The 21,342-nt window shown below is 59.5% G+C and carries 23 protein-coding genes; 14 read left to right on the top strand and 9 right to left on the bottom strand.

The annotated features are described in order from the left end of the window. Positions 1-29 precede the first annotated feature (29 nt). The gene (locus tag G9C82_RS11075) at positions 30-602 is read right to left on the bottom strand and encodes a YbhB/YbcL family Raf kinase inhibitor-like protein (RefSeq protein WP_127014115.1); all 573 of its coding nucleotides are present in this window, start codon (positions 600-602) and stop codon (positions 30-32) included. Positions 603-777: 175 nt separating this feature from the next. On the opposite strand from G9C82_RS11075, the gene G9C82_RS11070 reads away from it, so the two are divergent. Then, positions 778-3,060, top strand: coding sequence for a nitric-oxide reductase large subunit (locus G9C82_RS11070; protein ID WP_127014114.1), 2,283 nt, complete (start codon positions 778-780; stop codon positions 3,058-3,060). A gap of 82 nt (positions 3,061-3,142) precedes the next feature. Here G9C82_RS11070 and G9C82_RS11065 read toward each other — a convergent pair whose 3' ends face one another. The 3 genes from G9C82_RS11065 to G9C82_RS11055 all read right to left on the bottom strand — a co-directional run bounded on the left by G9C82_RS11065 (position 3,143) and on the right by G9C82_RS11055 (position 6,604). Next, positions 3,143-4,903, bottom strand: a complete 1,761-nt coding sequence (locus G9C82_RS11065; RefSeq protein ID WP_127014113.1) for an alpha/beta hydrolase — start codon at positions 4,901-4,903, stop codon at positions 3,143-3,145. 257 nt (positions 4,904-5,160) lie between these two features. Continuing rightward, a complete protein-coding gene (locus G9C82_RS11060) occupies positions 5,161-5,532 on the bottom strand; it encodes a hypothetical protein (RefSeq protein ID WP_127014112.1) in 372 nt (123 codons plus the stop codon). An 82-nt stretch (positions 5,533-5,614) separates the two neighbouring features. Then, on the bottom strand, positions 5,615-6,604 hold the full coding sequence (locus G9C82_RS11055; RefSeq protein WP_127014111.1) for a ring-cleaving dioxygenase: 990 nt from the start codon (positions 6,602-6,604) through the stop codon (positions 5,615-5,617). Between the two features lie 137 nt (positions 6,605-6,741). Here G9C82_RS11055 and G9C82_RS11050 point away from each other — a divergent pair, with 137 nt between their 5' ends. After that, complete coding sequence (locus G9C82_RS11050) at positions 6,742-7,269, top strand: phosphopantetheine adenylyltransferase (RefSeq protein WP_049919126.1); 528 nt, start codon at positions 6,742-6,744, stop codon at positions 7,267-7,269. A gap of 41 nt (positions 7,270-7,310) precedes the next feature. Here G9C82_RS11050 and G9C82_RS11045 read toward each other — a convergent pair whose 3' ends face one another. Genes G9C82_RS11045 through G9C82_RS11030 form a run of 4 tightly spaced genes read right to left on the bottom strand, consistent with a single transcriptional unit; the run spans position 7,311 to position 9,867 of the window. Beyond that, positions 7,311-8,123, bottom strand: coding sequence for an energy-coupling factor ABC transporter ATP-binding protein (locus G9C82_RS11045; RefSeq protein ID WP_127014110.1), 813 nt, complete (start codon positions 8,121-8,123; stop codon positions 7,311-7,313). Continuing rightward, positions 8,120-8,911, bottom strand: coding sequence for a cobalt ECF transporter T component CbiQ (gene cbiQ / locus G9C82_RS11040; RefSeq protein ID WP_004958945.1), 792 nt, complete (start codon positions 8,909-8,911; stop codon positions 8,120-8,122). The genes G9C82_RS11045 and cbiQ overlap by 4 nt, the downstream gene beginning before the upstream one ends. 3 nt (positions 8,912-8,914) lie before the next feature. Then, positions 8,915-9,229 (bottom strand): PDGLE domain-containing protein, encoded by a 315-nt coding sequence (locus tag G9C82_RS11035; RefSeq protein ID WP_121302376.1) that lies wholly within the window; start codon positions 9,227-9,229, stop codon positions 8,915-8,917. Further along, a complete protein-coding gene (locus G9C82_RS11030; RefSeq protein WP_121302375.1) occupies positions 9,229-9,867 on the bottom strand; it encodes an energy-coupling factor ABC transporter permease in 639 nt (212 codons plus the stop codon). The genes G9C82_RS11035 and G9C82_RS11030 overlap by 1 nt, the downstream gene beginning before the upstream one ends. 120 nt (positions 9,868-9,987) lie before the next feature. On the opposite strand from G9C82_RS11030, the gene nikR reads away from it, so the two are divergent. After that, positions 9,988-10,398, top strand: coding sequence for a nickel-responsive transcriptional regulator NikR (gene nikR, locus G9C82_RS11025; protein WP_004958951.1), 411 nt, complete (start codon positions 9,988-9,990; stop codon positions 10,396-10,398). Positions 10,399-10,549: 151 nt separating this feature from the next. Here nikR and G9C82_RS11020 read toward each other — a convergent pair whose 3' ends face one another. Beyond that, positions 10,550-11,542 (bottom strand): site-specific integrase, encoded by a 993-nt coding sequence (locus G9C82_RS11020; protein ID WP_127014439.1) that lies wholly within the window; start codon positions 11,540-11,542, stop codon positions 10,550-10,552. A 459-nt stretch (positions 11,543-12,001) separates the two neighbouring features. On the opposite strand from G9C82_RS11020, the gene G9C82_RS11015 reads away from it, so the two are divergent. From G9C82_RS11015 to G9C82_RS21030, 11 genes are all read left to right on the top strand, one after another. Next, positions 12,002-12,328 carry a PhiH1 repressor gene (locus G9C82_RS11015; protein ID WP_127014438.1) on the top strand — a complete coding sequence of 109 codons (327 nt, stop codon included), beginning with the start codon at positions 12,002-12,004 and terminating at the stop codon, positions 12,326-12,328. Positions 12,329-12,345: 17 nt separating this feature from the next. Beyond that, complete coding sequence (locus G9C82_RS11010; RefSeq protein ID WP_127014109.1) at positions 12,346-12,639, top strand: winged helix-turn-helix domain-containing protein; 294 nt, start codon at positions 12,346-12,348, stop codon at positions 12,637-12,639. Continuing rightward, positions 12,560-13,204 (top strand): hypothetical protein, encoded by a 645-nt coding sequence (locus G9C82_RS11005; RefSeq protein ID WP_164734758.1) that lies wholly within the window; start codon positions 12,560-12,562, stop codon positions 13,202-13,204. The genes G9C82_RS11010 and G9C82_RS11005 overlap by 80 nt, the downstream gene beginning before the upstream one ends. 834 nt (positions 13,205-14,038) lie before the next feature. Next, on the top strand, positions 14,039-14,548 hold the full coding sequence (locus G9C82_RS11000; protein WP_127014106.1) for a type IV pilin: 510 nt from the start codon (positions 14,039-14,041) through the stop codon (positions 14,546-14,548). Between the two features lie 124 nt (positions 14,549-14,672). After that, positions 14,673-15,104 (top strand): hypothetical protein, encoded by a 432-nt coding sequence (locus G9C82_RS10995; protein WP_127014105.1) that lies wholly within the window; start codon positions 14,673-14,675, stop codon positions 15,102-15,104. Positions 15,105-15,109: 5 nt separating this feature from the next. After that, positions 15,110-15,340, top strand: coding sequence for a hypothetical protein (locus G9C82_RS10990; RefSeq protein WP_127014104.1), 231 nt, complete (start codon positions 15,110-15,112; stop codon positions 15,338-15,340). Continuing rightward, positions 15,337-17,205, top strand: a complete 1,869-nt coding sequence (locus tag G9C82_RS10985; protein ID WP_164734757.1) for a hypothetical protein — start codon at positions 15,337-15,339, stop codon at positions 17,203-17,205. Before G9C82_RS10990 ends, G9C82_RS10985 begins: the two co-directional genes overlap by 4 nt. Positions 17,206-17,212: 7 nt before the next feature. After that, positions 17,213-17,764 (top strand): hypothetical protein, encoded by a 552-nt coding sequence (locus G9C82_RS10980; RefSeq protein ID WP_127014103.1) that lies wholly within the window; start codon positions 17,213-17,215, stop codon positions 17,762-17,764. Next, positions 17,761-18,555, top strand: coding sequence for a hypothetical protein (locus G9C82_RS10975; RefSeq protein WP_127014102.1), 795 nt, complete (start codon positions 17,761-17,763; stop codon positions 18,553-18,555). Before G9C82_RS10980 ends, G9C82_RS10975 begins: the two co-directional genes overlap by 4 nt. Continuing rightward, positions 18,548-19,720: a hypothetical protein gene (locus G9C82_RS10970; RefSeq protein ID WP_127014101.1), complete on the top strand. Its 1,173-nt coding sequence runs from the start codon at positions 18,548-18,550 to the stop codon at positions 19,718-19,720. Before G9C82_RS10975 ends, G9C82_RS10970 begins: the two co-directional genes overlap by 8 nt. A 160-nt stretch (positions 19,721-19,880) precedes the next feature. After that, positions 19,881-20,261 (top strand): hypothetical protein, encoded by a 381-nt coding sequence (locus tag G9C82_RS21030; protein ID WP_127014100.1) that lies wholly within the window; start codon positions 19,881-19,883, stop codon positions 20,259-20,261. The last annotated feature ends 1,081 nt before the right edge of the window (positions 20,262-21,342 follow it).

The following is a 21,342-nucleotide window of genomic DNA, read 5'->3' as shown; positions in this document are numbered from 1 at the left end:
TGGATCCGCTCGCGTCCGGGTGCCGCTCGTTAGCTTTCGGTCGCAGCTGGGTGAGTGTAGTCCACAGTGAGACGGGCGCTAGCGATGAGTGCGTTTGCGATGGCCTCCGTCGCCGGTTCCTGTTCGGTTCCACCCTCGATAGACAGCTCCTCGCCGAGTGCATACACCTGAAACCGGTGTTCGTAGGGCTGTCCGGCCGGTGGACACGGCGGTTCGTACCCCGGATCATTGGGGGGGTGTGTTCCCTGTCGAGCGCCGCCGAGCGTGTCGAGGGTCGGCTCGCGCGGGAGCCCTGCGGGAATCCGCTCCGTCTCCGGCGGGACGTTCCAGAGCGTCCAGAACACCGGCTGGCTGAATACACCTCCGTCGTACTCGGCTGTGACGGCGAGCGCCGCCGTCGGCTCCGGGACGCGCTCGATGACGAACGGTGGCGAAACGCCGTCGCCGTCACAGGTGAACCGGGCCGGAAGCTCGTCCCCGGAACTGAACGCGGGGCTCGATACTTCGAAAGCCGGTGCTGTGTCGTCCGACTGCCCGGTACAGCCCGCGCTCCCGACCAGTGCTGACACCCCGAGCGTCTGGACGAAGTGGCGACGGCGCATATCAGAGTGGGAGGGACAGGTAGTAATTTGCCTTGTGATACCCCGCCACGTCCCACATCGAATCCGGGGACGGGACACCACTAGTCCCTATCAGGGCGAACATGTTCCCTCCCGTCGCCAGCGACTGAGAACGTCTTCTTCCCTTCTTATTTTGGGGTCTTGGAGGTCCAACCACATGAAGCTCAAACGCAAAACAATCGCGAAGGTGATCGCCGCCGCGTTCGTCTTCAACCTCATCGTCATGGGGGCCGGCGCGTGGATCGCGTATCAGGAAGCGCCACCCATCCCGGAGCAGGTTGTCGGACCCGACGGCGAGACACTCGTCACGGGTGAGGACATCCGCGACGGGAAGAAGGCGTTCCAGAAAAACGGGCTGATGAACCACGGGTCGATTCTCGGGAACGGCGCGTACTACGGTGCGGACTACACCGCTGACTCGCTGGAGTTGAAAACCCAGCATATGCGGACGTACTACGCCGAGGAGCGCTACGGGACCGAGTACGAATCGCTGTCGACGGCTGAACAGGCCGCCGTCGATGACGACGTGAAACAGGACCTCAGTGGAGAGTACGAGGGCGGAAACATCGAGTACTCCGCCGCGGAGCTGTACGCCCACCAGCAGGTCCGGCAGGAGTACGTCGAGCGGTACCACGAGGGGAGCCACGAACGGGGCGTTCCCGAGGGGATGATCGACTCCGAAGCCGACGCCCGACAGTTTGCTGACTTCGCCATGTGGACGGCGTGGTTCTCCCACACCGACCGTCCGGGCGGCGAACACTCCTACACGAACGACTGGCCGTACGAGCCCGCCGCCGGGAACGACGCGACCGGCGCGGCGATGACCTGGAGCGTCATCGCGATGGTCCTCCTCGTCGCCGCCGCCGGTGGCGGCATCTGGCTGTACCAGTCCGTCAGCCTCCCGGAACCATCCGCCGGCGACCTCTCAGTTCCCGAACCGGGCGACGTGAGCATCTTCCCCAGCCAGCGGGCCGCCCTGCGGTTCATCCCGGTCGCCGCCGGGCTGTTCCTCGCGCAGGTGTTACTCGGTGGGTTGCTTGCGCACTTCTACATCGAACGGGCCGGCTTCTTCGGCATCGAGGAAATCTTCGGCGTCCACATCCTCCAGCTACTGCCCTTTGCCATGGCGAAGACCTGGCACATCGACCTGGGCATTCTCTGGATCGCCGCGACGTGGCTCGGCGCGGGACTGTTCCTCCCGCCGCTGCTGACCGGCCACGAGCCAAAACGTCAGTCGACGTACATCGACATCCTGCTCGGGGCCATCGTCGTCGTCACCGTCGGCGGCCTCGGCGGCATCTGGCTCGGCTCCCACGGCTACTTCGGCGACCTCTGGTGGCTCATCGGCAACGAGGGCCTGGAGTACCTCGAAGTCGGGAAGGTCTGGCAGGTCGGGCTGCTCGCCGGCTTCGGCCTGTGGGCAGTCCTCTCGATTCGGGGCCTGAAGCCGCTGCTGGACCGCGAGCCGGTGTTCGGCCTCGCGCACATGATCCTGTACGCCGGCGGCTCGATTGCCCTGCTGTTTACCGCTGGGTTCTTTTTTACCCCGGAGACTAACATCGCCGTCACGGAGTTCTGGCGCTGGTGGGTCGTCCACATGTGGGTCGAAGGGGCCTTCGAGTTCTTCATCGTCGCCATCATCGGGCTGACGCTGGTGTCGATGAACCTACTGAGCCGCCGCAGCGCAGAGAAGGCGGTCATGCTGCAAGCATTGCTGGTGATGAGTACGGGCGTCATCGGCGTCTCCCACCACTACTGGTGGGTCGGCATGCCCGACATGTGGGTCCCCATCGGGAGCGTGTTCTCGACGCTGGAACTGCTGCCGCTGGTGTTCATCCTCTATGAGGCGCTGGGTCAGTACCGGGCCATGTCTGAGACCGGCGGGTTCCCCTACAAGCTCCCGTTCATGTTCATCATCGCCAGCGGGGTCTGGAACTTCGTCGGGGCCGGCGTGCTCGGGTTCTTCATCAACCTCCCGCTGATCAACTACTACGAGCACGGCACCTACCTCACGGTCGGCCACGCCCACGCCGCGATGTTTGGAGCCTTTGGCTTCCTCGCGCTGGGGATGGTCACCTACATGCTCCAGCTCGCAATCAAACCCGGTCGCTGGGACGGGTCCTGGCTCCGGGCGGCGTTCTGGTGCTGGAACGTCGGCCTCGCACTGATGGTGTTCGTCTCCGTCCTGCCCGTGGGCTTCCTCCAGCTGGAGGCGGCGTTCACCGGCAGCTACGCCGCGGCCCGGAGCGTGGCGTTCTACAACCAGCCGCTCGTCCAGACGCTGTTCTGGGCGCGACTCCCCGGAGACACGCTCATCATCCTCGGGACGGCCATCTACGCGGCCGACCTGATCCGCAAGCGGTTCGTCCTCCGGGCGTCCGAGGATGACCCCACGGTCGAGGACATGGCCGTCGCGGAGGGTGTGATGGGCGACGACTGAGTCACCGCCCGGTTTCGGCTGTGTGTCGTCACGGCCGGAACGCCACCGTCACCGAGAGCGAATAGAGAAGGAAACGCCGGGTCTAGACGGGGAACTGCGTCGCTGTCCCGGCAACGATAACCCACGTCACGAGAACGGCGTTGATCGTCGCGCCGACCCAGACCCGACCCGTCTTTCTGAAGAAGTACGTGCTAACGAAGGCCACAATGCTGAGCAAGGCGACGAACTGCAGCGCCAAGATTGTCAGCAGTGGGTGGCCAAGCGGCAGGGGCTGGCCGGTCAGCAGCGGGATGTACTGAATCGCCAACAGGACGACGAACCCACCGACGACGATGAGCCAGTTCGTCGCCATCGCGCGGCGGAGCGACCGGGACTCGCCCTCGGGACGGAGCTGACCGTGCAGGAGCGCACCGAGGACGACGAAGAAGGCAAACAGCGGCAAGAGATACGAGAAGCTGATCCGGAACTGCGCCGGGGACAGGAGTTTGATGGCGAACACCCAGATACGGAAGTCCGTCTGGAACAGGAACGCCACGACGGCTTCCAGCAGATACAACACACCGACGGTAGCGACACCGGCCAGAACCGAGATGCCGAGCGTTCGTGCGCCATCGCCCGTGTCAAGGCCGTAGTTCGCCAGCGACACCGACGGGTCGTCAGCGTTGCTCGTGTAATGCCACACCGCGAACAGCACCGCCGTGATGACCGTGTTCCCCAGCGCCCAGACGATCACGCCGTTGTTGATCTGCTGTGGGAACAGCCAACTGAGCCCGATGACCGCCGGTGCGATGTCCTGCAGCGGGAAGTAGGTCACAATCGGGATGGCCGCTGCGAGGAGCGCCGCCGCGTACCGCTTGCCGCCGGTCATCCCCTTCCCGTCGGGGTACTCCCGTCGAAGCCTGTCAGTCGATGCCCGCTCGATGAGCAGTCCACCGGCCGGGAACAGTGACAGCACACCGCCGATGAGGGCGATAAAGGTCCCCAGCGATTTCCAGTACCAGACCTGGTTGCTAGGATTTATTTCGTCCTCACCTTCGAGCGTGAACTGGAGCCATTCGATGGACGCGCCGATGGCTGCAGTCGAGAAGTGGTCGCCGGGGTGGGTCGTTGCCGGCGTGTACAGTTGCCGTGCGGTCCCGTCCTCGACGCTGCCGTAAGTGCGCCCCTCTTCAACGGCGCTGTCCGTACCGAACACCGTCTGGAGTTTGTCGCTCTGCTCGACGTTGGAGGCACTCGCCGTTCCCCACATCAACGGGGCGAACTCGTCGTACTCGCTGAACACGACGGCGAGGTTCCGTGGGAACGAATCGGTGCCTTCGGGGGCGCGGTTCGACCCCGTCGAGGAGCCCTCGATGACCATCGATTCGTACCCGTCCGGATGGGCCGCGGCCGCCGTGATGACAGTCCAGCCACCCATCGAGTGGCCTTCGAGCCCGATGTTTTCGTTATCGACGTAGTCCAGCGACCGGAGATATTCGAGGCTGTCGGGGCCACCGTAGCCGTTTTTGAACGCTGGCGGGTCCGAGTAGCCGTGGCCGGTCTGGTCGATAGCGAGCACGACGAAGCCCCGTCTCGCGTACTCGATAGCGAACGGCGATTGCGTCTCTTTCGAGTTGATGTACCCGTGGACGGCCAGCACCCCCGGTTGTGGGGACGCACTGCTCGCCTCCTCGGGGATGTACAGCGTCCCGCTCATCATCGTCCCGTTGGCCCCGGAGAACGTCACGTCGCGAACCTCCACGGAACCGGCGTCTGTTTGCACTGTCCATGCGAGCCCGCTCCCGCCGAATATCAGGAGCAACGACACTGCAGCTACGATCCAAAGTCGTCTATTATCGTTCATTATAATTCTACGGACACAGGTGAGATACTCAGGGAATTAAAGTTACTGTAAACTCCAAGCCAACGGTAAAGAATTGAGAGAAAACCTGAAAAGGGCACTCTGACCAGTGCTACGGGGACGGAATTCGACCTCGCGTATTGTACCGCGCCCCATCTCCCGATTCATTACCAACTAGTCCAGGGTATGAGTAAACCACTTTCTAAGCCGCTATGGGGACACATAGCCGCTCTCGTCCGCTGTCCACTTCACCGACGGGATTATGCGCTGCCGAGTTCGTTGGTCCAGAGATGTTCGATGTCGGCTTCGAGGTCGTCGGTATCGAGCGTCTCGACGCCGGACAGGTACTCACGGGCGTCAGTGAGGTGCTGCTGGACGGCGGCCACGTCGTCAACCGACTTCGCGGCATACAGCGACATCCGCGCCCGGTTGATTTCCAGTCGCTCCCCGAGCGCCTGCGTCACTGGGATGTCGTGTTTGTCGCTGAGCTGTGCCATGCGGTCTAGCACGCTTGTCGGGATTTCCAGTTGGGCTGCAAGCTCTCGGGACGGCAAGTCGACCGTGACATCGGTCGTTTCACACTCACTGTCCCCCCACGGCGCGATAACGTATTCCTGGCCCTCTGTGGACATGTGACACAGGACACCCCCAGTACTCATATTTACTCACAGACTAACACGAAGAATGAAGCGAATACCGACCGGTTCGATGGCGTTAGTCGTCGGCTTCGGCTGTCTCTGACCGAGGAATTGTCACGTCCGTGAGCCCCGCCTCGATCTCTTCGCGTCGGCTCTCGAACGTTCCGGGCAGTACCAGCCGGCCACCGAGGTCGTCAAGCGGTTCATCGCTGTCGTAGCCGGGGCCGCTTGTGGCGAGTTCGAACAAGATGCCGCCGGATTCCCGGAAGTAGACCGACCGGAACCAGTGACGGTCGATCTGTGACGTGGGGCGTAGCCCCGCACCGCGGACGGCCTCGCGCATCGACTGCTGGTCCTCGTCGGTCGGCGTCTGGAAGGCGACGTGGTGAACCGTGCCGTGGCCCTGTCGGCCGCCCTGGATTGTCGGTAACACGTCGACGTACTTCCCGACGGAGCCTGTCGCGGCAAAGCGGGTCCGCTCGTCGCCAGGCGTATCCCCCTGTGCCTGCTCCGTCCCGACTTCCTCTAGGCCCATCGTCTGGAGCAGGTCCGCTGTGGGTTCGGGGTCAGCGAGCCACAGCGTTACGGAATGGAAGCCGCGGATGGCGGCGTCTTCGGGAACGAACTCCGTCCACGGCTCGGTCGGGTCGTCGTCAGGAATCTCGACTTCGACCAGTTCGACCGGCAGCCCGTCCGGGTCGCGGAACGGGAGGACAGTCTCGCCGAACCGCTCGACGCGGTCGTCGTAGTCGACGCCGTACTCGTCAAAGCGGCCCTCCCAGTAATCGAGACTCCCTTCGGGAACGCGGAACGCGGTGCGTGAGACCTGTCCGGAGCCGACCTTCCCCTGTGCGTGGTCCTCCCACGGAAAAAACGTCATGCTCGTTCCCGGGTTCCCCTCAGCGTCGGCAAAGAAGAAGTGATACGTACTGGGGTCGTCCTGATTGATCGAGCGCTTGACGAGCCTGAGTCCAAGCGTTTCGACCCAGAAGTCCATGTTCTGTTGCGGGTCGCTCGCGATGCATGTGACGTGGTGGATACCCGGTGTGGGGGTGACTTCGGTCATTGGTATCAATACGTGCCGGAACTACTTGAGTGACTGCTGACGCGAGTGTTACCGGGTTACAGTCGATGGAAGCAGTTGGCGCTGACGAGTCATACGACGGACAGCAGCTATATATGATGCTGGTGGGACATTCGCGTATGGCAGACGCGGACCGGACAGCGATTCTCGGCGGGACCTTCACACCGATTCACAACGGCCACCGGGCGCTCCTACACAAAGCGTTTCAGACCGCAAGCCACGACGGGAGTGGCGACGGCCACGTCATCGTCGGTCTGACGAGCCCCGAACTGGCCACAGAGACGCGTAGCGACCCAACACACGTCAAGCAGCTGGGTGCGTACGATGACCGTCGGAGCGCGCTCGCTTCTGAGCTAGACCAGCTAGGTGAGCCATACACCGCCACGTATGAGATTGTCCGGTTAGACGACACGCAGGGACCGGCCGCGACACGGGCGGACGTGGATGCGCTCGTCGCTTCGCCGGAGGCAAAGGCACAGCGCCGCGCCTACGAACTCAATCAGCAGCGGCGGGAGTCGGGGCTCCACCCGCTGGAAATCCACACGCCGCCGTTCGTCGTCGCCGAAGACGGCACACGAATCAGCAGTACCCGGATTCGGAACGGCGAAATCGACGTGCACGGCCGCTTGCTTGACGCGTCGGAATGAGATCCAGCTGATAGGCTCCAGTGTCCCCACGCGCTATGCCGTCACTCTCTGGTATCTAACCCAGCTGCATCCAGCCGTTCGGCGGCACTATCGACAGTCAGCGGCACGTCCACTGTTCGACCCTCGAACAGTCTGACGACCTGCGGCGGGCGCAGGTCACAGTCCCGCAGCAGGTCAGTGTCGGTCAGGATACGTCGGGTCGTCCCCCTCGCAGCAATCGTGCCAGTATCGTCGAGCAACAGCACCCGGTCTGCGACGTGTGGGACGAGTTCGGTGTCCGGCGTTGAGACGACAAGCGTGACGCCATCGGCCGCGAGTTCATCGAGCAGGTCAAGAATCGTTTCCCGGTTCGCGGCATCGACGTTGCTCACCGGCTCATCGAGCAGCAGTACGTCGGGCTCGACGGTGAGCGCGCTGGCGAGGGCGGCTCGACGCTGCTCGCCGCCGCTGAGTCGGAACGGCGGCTTCGACAGGAGGCCATCGAGGTCAAGCCGGTCCGCGACTCGCTCGACGCGGCGGTCGACTTCCGCGCGGTCGCAGTCGAGTTGTGCCGGCCCATAGGCGAGGTCCTCGCGGACGGTCGGATTGAACAGGTAGTCCGCGGGGTTCTGCGTGAGGACGCTCAGCCGACTACGGACGGTATCGGCGTCGGTCGTCGCCCCAAAGTACCGTACCTGCCCGCCGTCGGGGTCGACTAACCCACCCAGCAGTTCCAGCAGGGTCGACTTGCCAGCCCCGTTCGGGCCGAGCAGTGCAACGCGATCGCCGCGCTCGATGGACACGTCGACGCCGTCGACGGCCAGCGTTTCGTCGGGGTAGGCGTACCGGAGGGCAGTCGCCTCGATGGCAGTCACGCGACCACCACCACGACGGCGAGTGCGACGACCAATCCGAAGGCGAAATCGGCCCGCCCGAGCGGTTCCCGGGGCTGTGCCGGTGTCGAGCCAGTCCCGCCACGGGCACGAGCGGCCCGCTGGACCCGCTCGCCGCGTTCCAAGCTCCGGACGAGAAACGAGCCAACGAAGTGTCCCGAATCGCGCCAGTTCCGGCGAAGACTCGGCTCAGCAATGGTTCGGCTCCGGCGGGCCCGGACCATACGTTCGAGTTCCGCGAAAAAGAGGAGCAAATAGCGGTACGTGATTCCGAGCAGTGAGACGGCAATGGGCGGCGCTCGGAGCCGGCGAAACGCCGCCAGCAGGTCGGCGAAGCGGGTCGTCAACAGCAGCACGGACAGGAAACCGACACACGCGGTTACGCGGACGGCGAACGTGAGGACGTAGTCGACGCCAGCGGCCGAGAGCGGGAGCGACCCCAGCGAGGGGCCACCCATCAAGAACGCTTGCGGCGCGACGACCACGAGCGCGAAGGCCGGCGGGCCAGTCAGGCGACCCAGAAAGGTCCGAACGGGGACCCGCGACAGCGCCGCGAGCACCGTGGCAACAAGCGCGAGCGCGCTGACGACTGCCAGCGCCCGCTGTGTCACGGTCAGGGCGACAAGCGTTGCGATGCCGACGAGCTTGACCGTCGGCGTAACGGCCTGAAGAAACCCGTCCCGGTCCGGGAGGTCCTCCGCGAGCAGGAACCACTGAGCGCTGGCCGCGATAGCCGCGACGGTCCGGTCAAGCAGGTCTCTACCGGACATCAGCTACTGCCGCTGGTCGGTATCCGCCCCGAGCAGACGACCGATGCCAGCACCGAGGAGGAGCGTCAGTGCCGTTCCGACGACAGCCGACACGAACGTCCCGGTCGCGCCGCCGAGTCCGGGGACACCGTAGTCGGGGAACAGGGCGGTACCGACGGCGGTGGCGTGTTCTGTCGCACCTGTCGTCTCGGCGGCGTTCTCAAGGGGCTCGGCGTAGCCGACCTGCCCGGCTGCCCACCCGAACACCGGCGCGAGCAATGTCAGGACCAGCAACGCGGTGAGGGCACGAGGCAGCCAGTCGAGGCGGTTCCGAGCCATCACGCGCTCACCTCTGAAGCGGCGTTCGGCCGGAGGTCGGGGCGAGCGCGAGCGAGGTAGCGGTAGACCGAGGCGGTGATGGCCCCCTCAATCAGCCCGAGCACGAGATGCCCGACGCCCATTATCGACAGCGTTGTCAGCAACTGGTACTGGAACGCCGAGGAGAGGCCAAGCTGGAACGCGGCGGTCAGTGCACCGGCCGTGATTCCCAGCCACCCCGCAGCGAAGGCGGCCCGGAACTCACCGTAGGGGACAAGCAGGCGATAGATGGCGTAGCCGACGTACACCTCGACGACAGCCATGTTGAACACGTTCGCGCCAAGCACCACGAGCCCGCCGTCACCGAAGACGAGCGCCTGAATCGTGACGACGGTCGCGACGCAGAGTGCGCCCAGATGCGGGCCGAGGAGAATCGCCGCGAACGCGCCGCCGACGAAGTGGGCGCTGGTCCCGCCCGGAATGGGCCAGTCGAGCATCTGTGCAGCAAAGATGCTCGCCGCAACGACGCCGAGCAACGGTGCGCGCGCGTCGGATATCTCACCGTTGACGCGTTTTGCAGCGACGCTCAAAACGACGACCGCAAGCGCACCGAACAGCAGTGCAAGCGGGAGATCGATATATCCATCGGGAATATGCATGCTACCCAAGTCTGGTCCCGGCGCGGTAATAATACTTTTTCATCGGGCAGTATTACTGCCGGCGGGTGAGTATTACCGAAGCCCGGATATCCATATGCGGGCCCCGCCCTATCGACACACATGAGTGACGATCTCGACCGGATAAGTCTGACACTTCCATCGTCGATGGTCGACCGGCTCGACGGCATCGTCGACGAGTGGGAATACGCGAGTCGGTCGGAGGCGATACGCGACTCGCTGCGTGACTTCTTTGCGACCTACGAGTGGGAGTCCGGTGACGAGCAACACCACCATGGGACCATTGTCATTGTCCACGACCACCACGTCTCAGGCATCGCTGACGAACTCCAGACAGTCCAACACGACATGGCCGACATCATCACCTCTGTCCAGCACATTCATCTCTCCCACGATACCTGTATGGAGACGCTGGTCGTTGAGGGCGCGGGTGGCACAATCACCGAGTTGGCCAACCGACTCCGGGCAATTGGTGGCGTCCAACAGGTCAAGGTCGTCGTTGTCGACGAGTGAGCAGCGGACGGTGAGCGGAGGCGGGCCCGAAGCAATAACGCTATTCAGTCCAGCAGATAGCCATATTACAAGTTTTGAGACAGCAGAAATGGGCCCTGCCGGTTTCGCGGTTCCGTCATGCGGTTACTAACAGTAAGTCGGTGAATCATTGTTACACCTCAGGGAGGTAATCGCGGCGCTGTTCAGACTTCTCACGCTCGCCACGGCGGTCGTAATGCTTGTCGAGAATCTGGTCGCTCGCGTTCAGTCGGTCCGACACCACACGGCGCGGGACATCCTCACGCCGATACGCGGTAACCCTGCCACTCCGAACGTCGTGTGGTGACCGAGCGGATGGACAAGTCGAAGCCTTCCGATTCGACGTGGCTTCGCACTCCTCCGGATCGCGGTCATGCGGGCATTCCGCCCCCCGCCAGCATGGCCGGGTAACTCTGTACATCGTCGTCCGGAACGTCGACGTGGAAGCACGACCCTGAGAAGTCGTAACGAGCGGCCGACGCCCGTGTTCATCGAAGACCGGTTCACGCGGCCCGTCGATGTAGTCCTGCAAAACGTTGGCAACGTGGTCACTGATAGCGTTCCAGCGCTGACCCTTCTCCCCGTTCTTCAACGGCGTATCGGTCTGTGGGCGATGGACAAACTGGATGCCCGGATTGTCCTGTTCGAGTTCGCAGTCATCGATATCTAGCCCACGAATCGCACCCATGCGGGCTCCGGTGTGCCACAACAACAGGGCGATGACGTGGACTCTTGATGCGTACTTGTACATCTGGAGGTAGTCGAGAATCACATCGGCGCGCTCGGGGTCGAGCGTCGATGCACTCACCTCACCAGCGTTGCTGATCGTCGGTAGCGGGACTTTCGTCCGAAGATCCTCGGGAACTGCATCTACCTCAGCAGCGAATCGGAGGAACGAACGGACCGTGGCCAGCTGCCCGCGGAGGGTTATGGGCTCGATCTCGTCGCGGCCCTTCCCGTTTCCTTCACGCCGCCAGACGCGATAGGCGTACAGGTCCCGGCCCGAGAGGTCGTTCAAGTTCTCAATGCCCTCTTCGCGGCAGAACTGCTGGAAGGCTTCTAACCGATACTCCTGTGATTGGATCGTTGATTCGGTCAGTTCGTCCTGTCGGGCTTTGAGGTACATATCGACGGCGCGGCCCGGTTCCAGTGGTTGGAGATTGTTACTCATACCTTCTCACCTCCGCGAACTGACCGCCCATCGTCAAAGCTGCGGGCTGCACAGCCTGAACAAATCGGCTTGAGGGTCCGTGCATCAATCCCGTCAGCGTCAGCTCGACAGATGGCGCAACTGCCGTCGTCAGAACTATTCGATTGCGATGCTTCGGTGTTCGTGCGGGGCTGTAGCCCCGTAATGGTGGATTCGCTCATGGCCTACAGAGCGCGAAGCCACCCTTTCGGGCGGTGTACCAGACCGCCCGTTCTTCACGAACCAAGGAGAGTCATCTTCGACCGAATCAGGTGCTTCGCATACTTACCAAGTACCCACTATTGCATAAATGCAACGCTGTTTCAGTAGCAGTATTATATGGGATAGGTGGAACATTACCAGTACAAACAAGATGCTATCCCATACGGGCAACCAATGAGACAGTCTGGCTCGTGGATGACAATCTGGGACGACAGAATCCTTGAGATCATTCACGAGGAAGGAAACGGCTCGCCGAAAGAACTGGAAAGTCGTGATGAGGTACGGATCTCGAAATCCTCAGTCTCTCGGAGACTGAAAAAACTCGCTGACCACGATCTCCTCCAACCATTGGCAAACGGGGTGTATGTAATCACCGAGGAAGGGGAAGCATATCTAAACGGAGAGTACGACGCAGGAAAGGAACGGTACATCAACCGTGGAAATTCCGCTGACGAGGAGAATGGAGCTGACGCCACTGACGGTCCCGGTATCAACAGCTGACGACGTTGCCCTGAATCATGTCACGCAAGCCCGCCAAATGGATGGTCCCGCTCGACGAACGAATCCTCGAAATACTGAAAGACGAAGGCTGGTCATCACCACAGTACATTGCACAGAAGGTGTCTCTCCGTGCCTCTGTGGGCCGTGTGCGTGAACGCTGCCGGATGCTCACATACGCACAGATGATCGAACCGCTGACCCGCCAGTTCCAGAACTACGATATCACCGGATATGGGCTACGGTATCTGGAAGGAAGGCTGGATGCGAGTAACCAGCCGTGGCCATCAGCAAAGAAGGTACTACGCGGCTGAAATAGAGGATGTTAATTCGGATAACATGATGGAGGCTCCTGAGTCACCTGATGGTTATACAGAGCCGAAAGAGTACGAGATGCCAAACTGGGCTATGTTAATAACCACAATTGGCCTCTGTATTCTATTCCTTGCTGTTACGCACTTTCTGGAGGTTCAATATCGTATTTCTCAACCGTTGATTGCACAGATTGTATTATTTATTTTCATAATTACGGGATCACTATATCTTCACGAATCAGCACACTACGTCGTGCTAGATTACATAGGGTATGAACCAAGTTTTGTGTGGCCAAACCGTGTTGACTTTGGTAAAGAGATATTGCAGACAAAAGAGACAGTTGTTTCATTACTCGCTCCACAGTTGCTATCTATTTTTTATTTAGCCTTACTTTATATTGGCACTTCACCTGTTGTAGATTTCATGCTGTTCTGGGCTTTTGGACTAAATCTTGTTCCCAGCAGGTATGACATTTGTTGGGCCATCCGACGACTTACATGGCCCAAGGGAACAATTGTTATCCTAACAGAATCTCAGAATTATGTTGCCTTCAAAAGAGGGTAGCTTTCTGTTCGTATTCAAATAGTGGTTAGAATACTATATTGAATGTTATGCTACCCCTTTCGGTTCTAAGGTCGTGAATCAGCTACTTTTTGATTTTTGCGGATTGCACAATTTTGATTTCATATGTATTTGGAATGCACAAGGTATCAGCAATCTCTCGCTTCTGCCGGATAGTAAGGTCGTCCCGACGGAGAACGGTCTGTATTCGCTCGTCGATTCGCCAGGAGAACTCAGCGGATCGCATGAGTGCCTTCGTCTTGTTACAGTCCCAGAACTCTGCAGCCTGTTCAATAGTGTCTGTGCGATGAGCGTGCTTACCGTCTTCACGGATTCGCATACAGCCCGCTCGTGAACACGAGGTCAAAAGACAGGTATTCTCGACTAATCCGAAGCCCGATTACTGATAAAGACCGCTGCGGCCCATACCCATCGCGGCACGATCACATCGACGTTCCCACCCGATTGGTTGCGAATATGCACACGGCCAGTTCCCGCTCGTGTGCATATCGCGTCGAGTCCGATCTTCGAGCTGCAACCCCGTGGGGTTCAATCAGATATCGGATTTGTGGCGTCTAAATCGAGTTCAAGGCCACCTTGTAGCATTCTGAAACCGGAATCAATATCAGAAAAGTCGTTGAAAGGGCGTTTGCGGGTTGGTTCCCGCTGAAATCAAAAGGGTAATACTGGTTTCCAAACCAGGGGGTCAGATCCAGGCCCCCCTTGACGCACACTTTCAATTCAGTCTATCCCGGTCTCAAGTCAAGCTTGAACGTCGAAATGTTAAACTAACAGTGAATTGGTTTTAATATAGTATCTTGATTTTGGACACTTGCAATGGATCTAAAACAGCTATTCCAAGATGATGACGCCGTCTCCCCGGTTATCGGTGTCATTCTGATGGTCGCAATTACAGTGATTCTTGCGGCAGTCATCGCATCGTTCGTACTCGGTCTCGGTGATCAGGCTCAGCAAGCAACGCCACAGGCTAGTTTCTCATTCGATTTCGATGAAGGAACTGCGCCTTCTGGTGTGTCGGATCAGGGCGTCCTTTCAATAACCCACGACGGTGGTGACACGATAGAGGGCAATAGCTTGTATATTCGCGGGAGTGGGCTTGGTTCAGGTAGTTCGGATAACTGGAATGATTCTAGCGCACCCACTGTAAACGTCGTCTCAGAGAACAGTTCCCAAGCATGGGTCGGCCATTCCGGAGAAAGCGAAGTTAGTGCAGGAAACAGTATCAGAGTGGCTGCAAAAGACACGTACTCGCTCCGTGTCATTTACGAGACGCCAGAAGGAGACCAGTCCGCAACTCTCGCAGAAGACTCTGGTCCTGAATCATAATCCAAACTCCTTTCTGTTTTATTATACTGAATAGCGACTGCTACTGGTATTCTGAGTCAACGACCTGTCTTTTACCGAACCGCGCCAGCCTGTCTCTCGTCCGCTTCAAGCGGGCGAGTACTCTATGTTCGGAAAGATAGACATCGAAGACGCTCTGGCCGGTGTGATTTTCACCGCCAGTGCGTTCGTCACCAATGGAATCGCCTCGATCAGTCTGCTCGGCTACGACCTCGCTGCCTCTGTGTTCACCGTCCAGGGCACGAGCATCGACCTCGCGTTTCTGCTATCGCTCGCCGCCCTAGCGATGGCATACGCCACCAACCGCGTCAACGAGAGTCGGAACAAGAACTACCAGCTCGACACCGATCTCGTGGATATCGCCAAGGGCTCGGCCACTGTCGAAACGTATCTCGCGCTCGGGACGCTCGTTATCGTCCTATTCACCGGGCTGAACATCCTCGGCGCGCAGGATATCGTGATCGGCTCGGCCGCCATCGGCCTTGTCGTCGTTGGCGTCGAGGCTGCCGGCTACTACGTCATCAGCTACCTGGGGTGAATCCGATGGACCGTATTCTCAGCTATGGGCTTATGGGCGTCATCGGCGTCTCTGCGTCCACAATTTCCGCGGCTGTCATCGGCTCCCCGCTCCCCGTCGTGAGTCCCGCCGTCGTCGCCGGCGGCGTGATCGCTGCGCACCACGCACAGCAGAAGGACACCGCCGCCGGTGCTGATGATCAAGAGGTTCGCACCAGCGTCGAGCAGGTCGAAGCCGACGGGGGGCGTCAGCAGTGACTTGTACCCGCTCGGTCCTGCTCGCCGCGCTCATCGTCTGTTCCGCCGTCGTCGGGGCCGCCGGTCCCGCGCTGGCACAGACAGCCACCGACAGCGGGCCAGTCACCTACGAGTACACCGGCTCCCCAACGACGCTGATTGTTGATACCAGCAATCTCGACGGCGGCACGGAGTTCACTGTCGAGTACACCACGCAGGGCGGCCCGTCCACCGGGACGACCGTGTTAGCCCGCGAAACGTACAACACCGCGAACCTCAAAGAAGATCAATTGCTGTTCTTCAACGACGGCGCGTATGAATCGGTGAACGTCACCGTCTCTGACTACTCTGGCGGCGAACCGACGTTCGACTCGAAGAGCGGGCTTCTCGGCGGCGTGAACCTCGTTCGTACCGTCGTCGGGACGACCGGCGGCGACTCCGATTTGAATTGCGATACATCGGATAGAATCGGTAACATGGTCTCCGGTGTCGAGAATCTGGACTGTACTGCGCAGCCAGGTAGTACGGCCGTCAACACGTCAGGTCTCGACCAGCAAGACACAGAGATAGAACTGTACCAGTCCGCGCAGAACCAGAAGGCGGCCAGTGAGAACTACCAGACCACGCTAGACAACTATCTGGCCGACACGAAGACTCAAGCCCGGATTATTGGCAAGAACGCCTACATCCGGTCGCTGAACAACGGTAGTAGCAAAGCAGCGGCCAAAACAGATGCGAAACAGGCCGTAACAGAGTATTACACCACTAAGCAGGTCAATCTGCTCTCTCAGTACGAACAGTCTGTAAGCCAATGGGACTACCTGCGGACTCAGGCTGATACTGAGGGCCTTCAGGTTGGTACTGATGACTATACGAAACAGAACTACGTTCAGGGCCGGACCCGAGATGAGGAGGGCCGAACGTGGTGGACTTTGACCACGGACCCCACGTATTCTAACCACGTCAATTATGAAGGGGCTGTGACTGAATCAGTCACCCTCCTGAACGGCACACAAACGTCTGCTATTGCTCACAAGTGGCACTTCAGCCGGGATAATAGCGGGACGTCAGGCACACGGACTGCAACCATCACCGACCAGTACGCGAAGTTTGACGACTTGTCTGGTGGTGGTGGCTGGTTTGCCGCCGGAGACCGCCTCGCTGTCGAGGGCTATGCTTCCGACGTAGACCGCGTAATTGTCGTGAATCAGACCCGCTACTCCGCACAATGGTCGAATATCCAGTCTCAAGAACAGCAGGTTCGGAATGATATGGATACGCTGGCCGAAAACACCTATTCAGCCTACCAGAGCGGCGAAATCAACAACAGCGACCTCGTTGATCCGTACGTGCTGTCCTCCCAGCAATCTGCAGGTGACGACTTCCAGGGCTGGGCTGCTGCCCAGCTCACAATGCTGGGAACGAACTCGCCGGAGAATTTCGACCAGATCGGGAGCTTCAACGTCACCACCGGGGACGGCACGAAGTACGAGGGCGTCCTATTCTCCCAAGAGAACCCTGCCAGCGGGCAGTTCGAAAACGGAACGACCTACGATACAGCGAACATCACCGGCACGCAGTACGTCGTCACCAGTAACCAAATCGTCGAACTTGACGGGACGTTCACCATCGACAGAATCACCACGACAAGCGGTGAAACCACCGAAAACGTCACCATCCAGAAAACCACCTACGAGACGACCAACGTTACCGAACTAAAACAGCAGTACGAGGATCTCGCCTACAAGCGCGCACAGATCGAAGCTCGCGAGAAGGCCTTGAAACAGTCTGCTGGCGGTGGCCTGCTTGGTGGCGGCAGCGTTCCGCCTGTCGTGGCGCTGGCTGTCATCGGCACGCTACTGGCTATCGTCGTTCTCCAGAACTAACTCACCCATGCGTTCCATTTTCCTCGTCGCGCTGCTCGTGGTCAGCCTCGGCTGCGTCAGCGTTCCGACCGCCGCACAGTCCGCGGGGAATCTCCCCGCTGAAACACCCGGCCCACAGCCCACAGCCAACGCTACCGATACCACGCGCATCGACGGACAGACCGAGATCGTCGGCTCGGAGTACCTGCCAGACGAAGGAATCGCCCGGATCACTCTCCGGTCGAGCGCGGTACAAACGGTGACGATCTCCGACGCCGGCCGCTTCCAGGAAGGCGGGAAGATCCCCGTCCGCACGGTTGCCATGCGTTCGGACGACACCGCTACTGTCGTGATTCCGGTAACGGAGAAGGACGGCTACGTGGGTGTCGCCATTTCCACGGAAAACACCCCGCTGTACGCCGAAATTGTACAGCAGCCCTCCGGTGGTGGGCTCGACATCCTCCGCGCGCTGTCGTCGTTGCAAGCATGGCTCGCCGGAGCAACTGTCGCGTTCATCTGGATGATCGTAGCCGGCTACAATGTTATTCGCGGCGAGAACGGCCGTCCGGAGGTAGCATGAAGCCCGCACCGACTTTCCAGAACAACCGTGACCGGCTTGTCTACCTGCTTGCCGAGTACAAGCTCCTCATCGGCGGGATGCTCGTCGGTGCGGCCGTGCTGTTCGCCTACTACCAGCCCCAGCTGCCGACGCTGCCGACGTGGATTCCCGCCATCGCCGTCGGCTGGCTCGTGCTGGCGATCCCCTGCTATCTTGTCGGTGCGAAGATCGCCCGCTGGCTTCGCCGGCGTAACTGGGTCGAAGTCCATCACGTCAACGCCGTCGAGGACACCACCGAGAAGTACTACGTCCCGCCCGAACTCTGGCGCGAGAAAGAGATCGACGGCCCCGATCCGTACCCCGTCAACGGTGGCAGTGCGTGGGCCGTCCGCGAGTACGAGTATCTCGAAGATATCGGCCAGCTCCGCGTCGAGGGCGTCTGGCTCGAAGGCTGTCAAGACACCCAGCTGATGACCAGCAAGAAGCAGATGCAAGACATTCACGGCTGGCTCATCGACCGCGCCGAAGAACTCGCCGCCATCCGTGGCCGGTGGAGTCGTGGCAGTGTCGAGCTGCAAAAGAAGCTCGTCACCGCTGACGCCGAAGCCAACGAACGCGGCCAGATGATCCAGAAGACGGCGGCCAAGGAGACCTTCGGCGACCTCATCGAAGACGGCGAGAATCCCGAAGACGCACCCACCGTCCACGACCTCACCGATGCGCCCGATCCCACGGCGGACGCCGCTGTGGGCTATGGGCAGGACGAACCGACCAGCGAACAGCCACAAGAACCACGACTAAACGATGACTGACGACAGCGACCTCTACACGCCCGCACAGTTCCGCGAATATCAGGACGGCTACGGCCAGCGCGATCCCGATGAGGTACACCAACACGCCGGAATCGTCCGTGATGAGAAGCTATCTCGCTACCTCTCGATACTCGAAACCCACTACGATCCACGCCACTGCGACCGGCCCGGAAAGATGCCGGGACAGGCCAAGGACCTCTCGCACGTTCGGGAGATCGTCCGCATCGAAGGCACTGAAACAGCACGGCAGGCCATGGCGAATGGCGATATGCAGTCGCTCAAGCACTTCACCGGAGACGCTGGCCAGCGGGCCGATATCTCCGGAATAAAAGCTATCGACCAGCTCCGCGCGCAGATGACTGGCCCCGCGCCAATGTTCTACGAATGGGCCGAGCCCGGTACTGGCAAGTCGAACTTCGCCTGTCTACTCGGACAACTCTGGAAGGAACAACAGCCCTCAGACGCCCTGGTCGCATCGAACATCCGGACGCTCGAAGAAACCGACGAGTGGACCGACTCTGACGGCGACCGTCGTGACGGCTGGCTCGCAAACTACGGTGAGCTGAACGAGTGGCTGAAACAGGACGGTGATCCCATGCACAACGAGCAGGTCCCGAAACTGTTCATTTTCGACGAGGCCAGCAGCAACGCGGGCGGAAGCGGGAAGGACGGCTACGACACGAAAACCAAACTCGGGCCACTCACGTACAAGATCCGGAAGTACGGCGGTTCGCTCATCATCATCGGCCACGACGGCCGCGACGTGCATCCGCTCGTTCGAGAACTCGGGGTGTGCGTCCACAAGGAGGGCCTGAAAGAAGCGACCTTCTACGAAGACGTGCGAAACCGGAAGGGCGTCAACCCGATTTTCTCGGTGTCTGGTATTCCTGAGACGGACTGGCGATACGATGATAAGGAACCGACTACGTGGTCGTGGTCGAGCGGCGAGGATGACGGTGACGAGGTAGACCCGGAAGACCTCTCGCGGAAGCTCGCGATCTACACAGTCATCACCGCGAAGGAATCTGAACCGGACAGACCAAACCACGAAATCGCCAATTTCGTGCCGTACAGCGCCGAATGGGTCCGTCAGCGCTGGAACGAGTACCAGGACGATGGCAAGCACCGAAACGTGGTTGGTGAGGTGACGGATCTAACCGCATGACAGCGGACAGATTCGACCAACCCAACAACAACCAACCCCCCGGCGTAGCCCTGTTGTTGGCCCATGGCGTGCGCTCGCAGTGCGAGCACGCGCGAGCCATGGGCAAGGGCCGAGAACAGCCCGGAGGAGTATCTATATATGACGCACGCGAGGTGCGCGAATGAGTCGAAGCCACAAAGCCAATCACTACGGTACGCTCGTCGAGCGGAAAGCTGCCGAACGGTACAATCTCGAATTAGATCGGTGCAGCTGGCACGACGCGAAGCGACCGGACGGAACGCCTGTTGAAATCAAGGCCGCGATGTATCGACACGCAGACGGCCAACCTGGGACGTTCAAACTCTACGACCAGTACCACGAGAGGCTGCGATCTGCGAACGGGTGGTACGTCTTTGGCGTATATCGGGTGCGTGGAAGAGGTGTAGAGGTATTGGAGTGGGTAATGCGCCATTCATCACGGTTACCTCGTCTGGAATGGCACGGCGGAGGAGTACATCGGGATGCACAGCAATCTAAACTATCCTTGTCAGAAGTTCTTTAGCTGTGTTGGCACATTTCGAACCTTATTTATCATTGTGCCAAACCAAGAGAAGATTCTTGATATTAAAAACATGAATCTAGAATCATCCTGAGTCTTGTTCCACTTTCTCCAGTCTTTAGAAAAGCACTGGAGGACTGCTGAAAACCGTATTAACAAGATTGACACATATGACACTTTTAGAAAGCGGAGTGCCATTACATTGCTTGAATAAAACTGGTAGAGAAAAATAATCCCTGCAAATAAGGAAATCGCTCCATATTCCATGGTACGCTCTTGCAGTCTGTGCCAAAGATACTGTGTTCGGACCAAATTCTTACTCTGATATGATATTATTAGAAAAGATGTAGAGAGCCCAAACAGTATGAGGGCAGAGGTTGGTGAGTCCCCTGATTTAGAGAAGATTATTGATATCCCTGCTACCACAAGAGCAACTAAATTAAATGCTCTTGATCTAAGTGTCTTGGCTCGTTCAGCGGTTTCTTCTGATTCATCTACCGTCAGGACCTCATTGGGGTTCGCATATATCCGCAGTGCGGATTCGAGTGTAAAAAACCCGATAATAACTTTCCAAGAAGTGACTAATTGAACGATGTGTGCTCCAACTGTAAGGATATAGTCTAGAGACAACTATTTGAACGAGTGGTTACAGTTCCAACAAGACGATGCAGTGGGCTTATTATTCTCCCCACAACTTGCGCAGCGCTTTGGTTCTGCTTTTTCAATGAATGCTTTTCCACTCTTGCACTCGGGACATTTTAATTCTCCTCGTGGTATTGGTTGACCATTCCGAGGACAGTCATGGTTGGCGCAATATCTCATGATTCAGTATCTATCTCCCCAGTAAAAATATTCTTCCCTAATTGACCTAAGGCGTTGTGCGGTGTATTTTGGAGAAGTGGCCTTAGCCACACGACTAAGGGGAACCCGGAAGCCTGCGCACCGGGTTCCCCCTGGTCGCGCGGCTGGGTGATGTGACCGACGGGAACGAACCCAGCCGCGCGACACGCGATTTTCGGGGGAAAGCGCACAGTATTGCCGCAAAATCAGTGTGTTGGATAGTGATGCCTCTATGCAGGTGGCA

Origin of the sequence: Haloarcula sp. R1-2 (assembly GCF_011627385.1) — an archaeon.
In the GTDB taxonomy this organism is placed as follows: Archaea; Halobacteriota; Halobacteria; order Halobacteriales; family Haloarculaceae; genus Haloarcula; species Haloarcula marismortui.
The sequence above is the reverse complement of the archived record's forward strand: the minus strand, read 5'-3'. Positions and strand labels throughout refer to the sequence as shown.